Raw genomic sequence first — 7937 nt, 5'->3', positions numbered from 1 at the left:
GTCTGCTTGCGCAGGGCGCGGCGCACCTGGGTGCGGACCTTGCCGCCTTCGCTGTTGAGCGCGCGGTTGAAGGCCCGCGTTGCCCCCTGCTCTCCCACCCGGGCGACGGCGGCCTCGAAATGCACGCGGGTCTGGTCGAGGTCGCGGATGATGACGTTCATGGCCGCCCCCCCCTGAAACGAAAAAGAGCCGCGCCGTCCGGGCACAGCTCTGTCGATCATATCGTTTATATAGCCCTGGAAAATTTTTTTGTCACGCCGACTGGTGTCCCGCTGAAAACTGTCCCGCTGACACGAACGGGGTTGACAGGGCGGCTGTCGTGCAACCGCCCCGCATGGTCACGCCGTCCGCTCGATCACGTACTCCATCGACCGCTTGCGCGGCACCCGCCGTCCATTGAGCCGCCAGACAATCACGGCCAGCCCGTACTCGTGCCGCCGGTTGGCCGCCGACCGGCTGATCCCGTGGTGCCAGCAGATCTTCTTCCAGCTGTCACGGGTGGCGCGCGCCCAGAGGATCTGACCGATGTCCTTGTCGAGCCAGCGCAGCCAGAGCATCGCCTCGTCGGCTTGCGTGATCATCCGCGGCGAGGGCCGCGGCTTTTTCATCTCGGGCTCTTGCTCCACCTTGTCGGCAAAGCCGTGCACATACTCGGGCCAGGCGCTGACATAGCCCTGCGGGCGCACCGGCGGCATGGCGCGCATGACGTCGGCCGCGAGGTCCAGCCGGTCCGCCACCATGGCGCGGGTCCAGTCATCTGCCATTGCGCACCTCCCTCACGGCTGGAAGCTTGCCGTACAGCTTCTCGCCCAGTTGGCGGACGAGTTCCCGCTCTGGCCAGGTGAGCCGGTGGTCGTCCAGCGAGACCGCCAGCATGTGCAGCTCATGCCAGCCATCGCGCCTGACCTGCTCGGGATCACGGCGGTGACCGCCATAGCCTTTCGGTGTGAACTGCATCCCGGTCATGCCAGCCCTCCCTGCGTCTCGATGGCCCAGAGCAGGATGGCGATGGCGTCGGCCTCGTTGTCATCCGCGGGCGAGAACCCACGGGCGCGCACCGCGTCGATCATGGCCTGCTTGTTTGCATTGCCGCGACCGGTTGCGTGACGCTTGATGGTGCCAACCGGAGTGCCGGCATACGGGATTCCCCGTAGTTCAGCCCAGCTGGTGAGAACACCAAGCAGACCCCCATAGACGTGGCTCGCGTCCACGCCTCTGTGGGCTCTGACCTCTTCGAACCAGATCGCCGCAATCGGACCCGACAGCCGGTCGAGTTCCGTCAGCCAGTTGGTGAAGCGCAGGTAGCGCATGCCGCCGCCATCGTAGCGGCCCGGACGGAAGCTGGCGGTGCCGCTGGTGATCAGGCCATCGAAGCCACGGACCGCCCAGCCGGTGGTGGTGCCGAGGTCGAGGGCGAGGATCGATTGCGTGCCGCGGTGAAGTTCGGGGCGCGCGTCGGGAAGTATCTGGTCTTGTGCGTTCATGTTGAAGGCTCACGAATTCGAGTGGGCCTTCGGCTTTGGTCACCCAAAATTTAGCAGCCGAAAGCCGCGTCCCCAAGCAAAATCGACCAGGAGAACATCCCTGGCCTGCGAAGGGCTGTCGCGCGGCCCCTGTCCCAACCTCATGGCGTCTTGTCCCAACCTTCACAGGGGGTTGGGACAACGTTTTATTGTTCTGTGACAGCCACTTGCTGGGACGTGGTCCCAACCTCAGTGTCCCCAACGGGGGTCCTTCTCTTTTCGTGTATAAGGGTATGTTCCCGACCCAACTTCTTCTTCCCACATGAATGTATAGGAAAAGGTTGGGACCACAGGGGTAGGTTGGGGACACCGTTGTTTTTGAACGTCTTTTCGTGTTCCCAACCCCCTCGGGAGGTTGGGACAAGGTTGGGACCAACTTAGAGGTTGGGACAGCGGAGCGACACGACCTGAAAGTAGGATAAGCTGCCGCACTGGGCCGTGCTAAGCTTCCTCGTTGATACATCGTCTTTGCGTCAAGATTAACGTTCTGTGCGCTGAAGGAATCTGAAAAATTTGAAATAACAACAATTTACGACCTCGACGACCGTCAAGGGTAGTGCCCCACCGGATGGTGTAGGAGGCCGCGCGCGGAGCCTTTTGGCGTAGCGCAGCGCGCGGCCGGCCTGGCGGCCACCGCGCTTCTTCGTAGTCTGAGGTTGTTCGAAGATCTACGACAACGAAGGAGAGCACGATGACCGATACCATGATCGACCTTCCGGCGGTGATCGCCAAGAGCGACGACGCAGATTTTCTGCGCGAACTGATCCAGGATGCCGCGCAGCGGCTGATGGACATCGAGGTGGCCGCCGTATGCGGCGCGGGGCATGGCGAGCGCAGCCCAGATCGCGAGAACCAGCGCAACGGCTACCGACCGCGCCAGTGGGATACGCGCGCGGGCACGATCGGGCTGAACATCCCGAAGCTGCGCAAGGGCAGCTATTTCCCGACCTTTCTTGAGCCGCACCGGACGGCCGAGAAGGCGCTGATGGCCGTGGTCCAGCAGGCATATATTCACGGTGTTTCCACCCGCGCTGTCGACGATCTGGTGCGCGCCATGGGGCTGACGGGCACCTCCAAGAGCCAGGTGTCGCGGCTCTGCGAGGAGATCGACGAGCGGGTGCAGGCGTTCCTCAATCGCCCTCTGGAAGGAGACTGGCCCTTCCTCTGGCTCGACACCACCTACGTGAAGCTGCGCGAAGGCGGTCGCATCGTCTCGATGGCGGTGATATTGGCCGTGGCGGTCAACACGGACGGGCGGCGCGAGATCCTGGGGATCACGGTGATGCCCTCGGAGGCCAACACCTTCTGGTCGGGCTTCCTGCGCTCACTCACGCGCCGCGGCCTGCGGGGCGTGCAGCTGGTGATCAGCGATGCCCACGAGGGCCTGAAAGCTGCCGCCCGCAAGGTTCTCGGCGCCGGCTGGCAGCGCTGCCGCGTGCTCTTCCAGCGTAACCTGCTGGCCCGCGTGGGCAAGACCAACAAGCCGGTGGTCAGCGCCGTGGTGAAGACCGTCTTCGCCGAAAAAGACCGCGACCAGGCCCATGCACGATGGCGCGAGGTCGCCGACAACCTGCGCGAGCGGTTCCGCGATGTCGCAGAGCTCATGGACGAAGCAGAGCATGACGTGCTGGCCTACATGGCCTTCGACGAGAGCCTGCGCTCGAAGCTGCACAGCACCAACCCGCTGGAACGCGTCAACAAGGAGATCAAGCGGCGCACCAACGTGGTCGGGATCTTTCCCAACCGCGAAGCCGTCATCCGGCTCGTCGGGGCGCTCATGCTGGAACAAAACGACGAATGGGCCGTCTCACGACGCTACATGCCGGTGGAAAAGCTGACCGCCATGTGCAACGATGAAGACGCGGCGACAATGATCACCGCTCAGTGAACGAGCAACACCAGCCATGAAGAAGCAGGTGGACGCCAGTTCCTACACCACTTCCCGGGGCACTAACCCGTCAAGATTGGGAGGAGACTTGATGGAGGAGTTGCTTCGATACGACGCACTGCCGGACTGGGTCCCGGGAAAGGTGTTGCTGGCAAGCGACGGTCAAAACTGGAAGCACGTCGCGCTCAGATCCTACCACTATCACGGGCAAGATGTGGTCGTCCCTGCGATGCGCGATTTCATGCTTGTCAGCTATAGGAGCGGCGTCACACCCATGCAGCGCCGGTTCGACGGGCGCTGGACGCGTGAGACGCTGGGACCGGGTGCCGCGTCGCTTCTGACACGCGCTCAGCAGGCTTATTGGACCTGGCACGAGCCGATCGACGTGACCCACATCTATCTGTCTGCCGAACTGGTCACGGATGTTGCGAGCGAGATCATGGACTGCGCGGTCAGCAACGTAACGCTGAACGACGTTCTGCGCGTCGATGATCCGGTCATGTCCCACGCCGCGGACGCAATCGCACAGGAGGCCCGCACCCGCGGACTTGGTGGCGCACTGTATGTGGACACGGTCGCGCGCGGGTTGATCATCCACCTCTTGCGCCGCTACGCATCGGTCCATCTGCACGAAACACGGCGTAGCGGGGCATTGTCCCCTCAACAGGAACGCCGGATCGTCGAGTTCATCGCGGCCAGTCTTGATGTGCATCTGGATCTCAAGGTGATGGCGGATGCGCTTGGCATGACACCTTGCCTGTTCGCGCGCCAGTTCCGGCGCAGCTTTGGCATACCGCCTTATGCGTTCGTCAAGGCGCGACGGCTTGAAAAGGCACGGCAACTGCTGGCCACGACAACGCTACCGATCAAGGCTGTCGCGCTTGATTGCGGGTTTTGCGACCAGGCCCACCTGACCCGGATGTTCGCCGCCGAATTCGGGTCGACCCCGGCAGTCTTTCGGGAAAGTTCGCAGTAAGCGGACCCAGCGCACCACCTGCGCCCGGCAGTCGGGGCCAGGATTCCGTGCTGCTGTCGGAAACGTACAAAGCCGGACCACGGAACGTTCAAGATCCCTTTTCCTGCGAATGACAGCATCGGCCTTGTCGCGGTCTTGGCGCCTTCGGGTCCAGGCTCGCGATGCAAGCAGCGGCCGGAAGGAGACGGCCGCAACCTGATGGGAGGATAACATGCTCGACGCGATCCAGACCGCCACCTCGGCGGAACGAAATGCCGTGCCTGCCAGCCTAGATGCGCTCGTCATCGGCACCGGCGTGGCCGGACTCTACGAATTGCACCAGTTGCGCGAGATGGGGCTGAAAGTCCATGCCTGCGACACCGCCAGCGATGTGGGCGGCACATGGTACTGGAACCGCTATCCCGGCGCAAAATTCGACAGCGAAGCGTATATCTATCAGTACCTGTTCGACGAAAAGCTCTACGCGGGCTGGACCTGGAGCGAGCGGTTCCCCGGCCAGCCCGAAATCGAACGCTGGATGCACTACATCGCCGATACGCTTGACCTGCGGCGCGACATCTCGTTCTCGACCAAGATCACCAAGGCAACCTTCAACGAAAACACCGGGCGCTGGACGGTCGAAACCGACCAGGGAGACGTGATCGACACGCAGTTCTTGATCGGCTGCACCGGGATGCTGTCAGCCCCGCTGACGGACCGCTTTCCGGGGCAATCCAGCTTCAAGGGCCAGATCGTCCATACCGGGCGGTACCCCAAGGGCGGGCTTGATCTGGAAGGCAAGCGCGTCGCGGTAATCGGCACCGGGGCGACCGGTATTCAGGTCATCCAGACCATCGCTCCCGTCGTGGACAAGCTGACCGTTTTCGTGCGCACGCCGCAATACGTGCTGCCCATGAAGAACCCGAAATACGGCCCCGACGAGGCGCACTGGTACAAGGGGCGTTTCGACGAGTTGAAGACCAACATCCCGCACACGTTCACGGGCTTCGAGTATGATTTCCAGCACACGTGGGCCGAACTGTCCCCTGCCGAACGTCGCGCAATTTTGGAGGAAATCCACGCCGACGGGTCGCTGAAGCTGTGGCTGGCGTCCTTTGCGGAAATGTTCTTCGACGAAGCCGTGAGCGAGGAGATATCCGAATTCGTGCGTGAAAAGATGCGGGCACGTCTGAAGGATCCGCGCCTGATCGACATCCTTGTGCCCAAGAAAGGCGACTATGGCTTCGGCACCCACCGCGTTCCGCTCGAAACCCAGTATCTGGAGGCGTATCTGCGCGACAACGTCGAGGCGGTCAGCGTGCGCGACAATCCCATAACTGAAGTCGTGCCCGAAGGCGTGAAGCTGGCGGATGGCACGGTGTACGAGGTCGACACGATCATCATGGCCGTCGGGTTCGATGCGGGTTCCGGCGCACTGGCCCGGATCGACATTACCGGGCGCGACGACCTGAAACTGGCCGAAGAATGGCGCAAGGACATCCGCACCACGCTCGGGCTCATGAAATACGGGTTTCCGAACCTGTTCATGACCGGCGCGCCGCTCGCGCCGTCGGCGGCGCTGTGCAACATGACCACATGTCTTCAGCAACAGACCGAGTGGATCGCGCGCTGCATCGGCGACATGCGGGCGTCTGGCAATGACCTTATCGAACCGACCGAAGCCGGCGAGGAGGAATGGGTCCGACACCACGACGAGACGGCTAACGCCACCCTGATCGCCAAGACGAATTCATGGTACACGGGGTCGAACGTGCCGGGCAAACCACGCCGCGTACTGTCCTATACCGGTGGCGTGGGCACCTATCGCGCCAAGTGCGACGCGGTGGCCGAGGAGGGCTATCCGATGTTCGCCATGTCCAAAGTGGCGGCCCCCCAGACCGCCTGAGCGCGGTCGCGGCGATCACGGCTCGGTCCGCAGCAGACGGGACGGGCCACACAACTTCTGAAAATGGGAGGATACCATGCGTCATCACTTCAACGCCGACGACCTGCTGAAAGGCGTCGTCACATCGGACCCGCGCGTGCCGGGGGTCGTCGCGATGGTTACGGACCGCGAGCAGAACATCTATGAAGGCGCGGCAGGGTTGCGACGGATCGACGACGATACCGCGATGACCACCGACGATGCCTTCGCGATCTTTTCGACCACCAAGGCGATCACGGCCACCGCGGTGCTGCAACTTGTGGAGGAGGGCAAGCTGGATCTGGACGCACCCGCCAGCGACTATGCGCCCGACATTGGTACGCTGAAGGTGATCGAAGGTTTCGACGCGGCGGGCGAGCCGATCCTGCGCGCGCCGAAACGCCCGGTCACGACCAAACATCTGCTGCTGCACACCGGCGGTTTCGGCTATGACTTCTTCAGCGAAACCTACAATCGGCTGGCGCAGGAAAGAGGTCAGCCAAGCGTCATCACCGCGTCGAAGGCATCGATCATGACGCCGCTGCAGTTCGATCCGGGCGACAAGTGGGAATATGGCACCAATATCGACTGGGCCGGACAGGTCGTCGAAGGTATCACCGGAAAACGGCTGGGCGAGGTGTTCAAGACCCGCATCTTCGATCCGCTCGGGATCAAGGACATGACGTTCGAGTTGAACGACGGGCTGCGCCAGCGGCTGGCCGGGATGCACGCGCGCGGCGCCGACGGGTCGCTGACACCGATGGATTTCGAACTGCCGGATGCGCCGGAAATCCACATGGGCGGGCACGGGCTTTACGGCACGGTCGGCGACTACATGAAGTTCATCCGCATGTGGCTGAACGACGGGATGGGGCCACATGGTCGCGTTCTGAAGCCCGAAACCGTCGCCATGGCCGCGCAGAACCACCTTGGCGAGAAAAAGATCGGCATGCTGCCTGGGGTGATCCCGTCGCTGTCGAACGACGCCGAGTTCTTTCCCGGCCTGTCGAAATCGTGGTCCTACAGCTTCATGGTCAATGACGATGAGGCACCGACCGGTCGGCCAGCGGGCGCGCTTGGCTGGGCGGGGCTGGCGAATCTGTTCTACTGGATCGACCGCGATAACGGGTTCGGTGGCTTCTGGGCGACCCAGATCCTGCCCTTCGGCGACCCCGTGTCCTTCACTGGATACATGGACTTCGAAAGTAGTTTCTACACATCTCTGAAAGCCGCGAAGGCCGCTTGAAAAATGGGTCGGCCGCCATTGCAACAGGCGGTCGACCTTCGCCACCTACAATGGTTTAGCCAGGGGTGTCGGCAACCATACTCACGGGCAGATACACCACTGAAATTTGTATTGCATCATTCAAGCTACTCTTCGCTCCGAGAGCTCGGCAAATTTGCTGGAATATTTATAATATACCGCGAATCCTCGGGAACCCGGATTTTGGGTTGACGCTGGCAGGCCATGCGATTCATGTGGGGCCATGATACGTCCCGGTGTTCTGTCTCCAGCAGATCGTCGCACCCTTGAGGCTTGTGTGCGTCGCCAGCGCGAGGATCACGGCATTGCCCGGCGGGCGAACGCGATGCTGCTGCTGGATGATGGCAAGTCCTGTGAGTTGATCGCGGAATTTCTGTATCTGG

Annotated in this window: 6 protein-coding genes and 1 pseudogene; 4 read left to right on the top strand and 3 right to left on the bottom strand. The window is 62.3% G+C overall.

The genetic code is table 11. The features are described from left to right. Positions 1–338: 338 nt before the first annotated feature. The 3 genes from ACESL9_RS16025 to ACESL9_RS16015 are packed head-to-tail and all read right to left on the bottom strand — an operon-like array spanning position 339 to position 1484. Positions 339–764 (bottom strand): DUF6362 family protein, encoded by a 426-nt coding sequence (locus ACESL9_RS16025; RefSeq protein WP_372675179.1) that lies wholly within the window; start codon positions 762–764, stop codon positions 339–341. Further along, positions 754–957 carry a hypothetical protein gene (locus ACESL9_RS16020; protein WP_372675180.1) on the bottom strand — a complete coding sequence of 68 codons (204 nt, stop codon included), beginning with the start codon at positions 955–957 and terminating at the stop codon, positions 754–756. The genes ACESL9_RS16025 and ACESL9_RS16020 overlap by 11 nt, the downstream gene beginning before the upstream one ends. A gap of 5 nt (positions 958–962) precedes the next feature. After that, on the bottom strand, positions 963–1484 hold the full coding sequence (locus ACESL9_RS16015) for a crossover junction endodeoxyribonuclease RuvC (protein WP_372675178.1): 522 nt from the start codon (positions 1482–1484) through the stop codon (positions 963–965). Positions 1485–2211: 727 nt separating this feature from the next. On the opposite strand from ACESL9_RS16015, the pseudogene ACESL9_RS16010 reads away from it, so the two are divergent. From ACESL9_RS16010 to ACESL9_RS15995, 4 genes and pseudogenes are all read left to right on the top strand, one after another. Continuing rightward, positions 2212–3411: pseudogene (locus ACESL9_RS16010) on the top strand (IS256 family transposase); the annotation flags it as partial. A 91-nt stretch (positions 3412–3502) separates the two neighbouring features. Further along, positions 3503–4387 (top strand): helix-turn-helix domain-containing protein, encoded by an 885-nt coding sequence (locus tag ACESL9_RS16005; protein WP_372675177.1) that lies wholly within the window; start codon positions 3503–3505, stop codon positions 4385–4387. Positions 4388–4598: 211 nt separating this feature from the next. Continuing rightward, the gene (locus ACESL9_RS16000; protein ID WP_372675176.1) at positions 4599–6272 is read left to right on the top strand and encodes a flavin-containing monooxygenase; all 1674 of its coding nucleotides are present in this window, start codon (positions 4599–4601) and stop codon (positions 6270–6272) included. 76 nt (positions 6273–6348) lie between these two features. Beyond that, a complete protein-coding gene (locus tag ACESL9_RS15995; RefSeq protein WP_372675175.1) occupies positions 6349–7536 on the top strand; it encodes a serine hydrolase domain-containing protein in 1188 nt (395 codons plus the stop codon). Positions 7537–7937: the final 401 nt, after the last annotated feature.

The organism is Aquicoccus sp., from assembly GCF_041686535.1.
Lineage (GTDB): Bacteria > Pseudomonadota > Alphaproteobacteria > Rhodobacterales > Rhodobacteraceae > Aquicoccus.
Note: the sequence above shows the minus strand (reverse complement) of the source record. Positions and strands in the feature narration are given on the sequence as shown.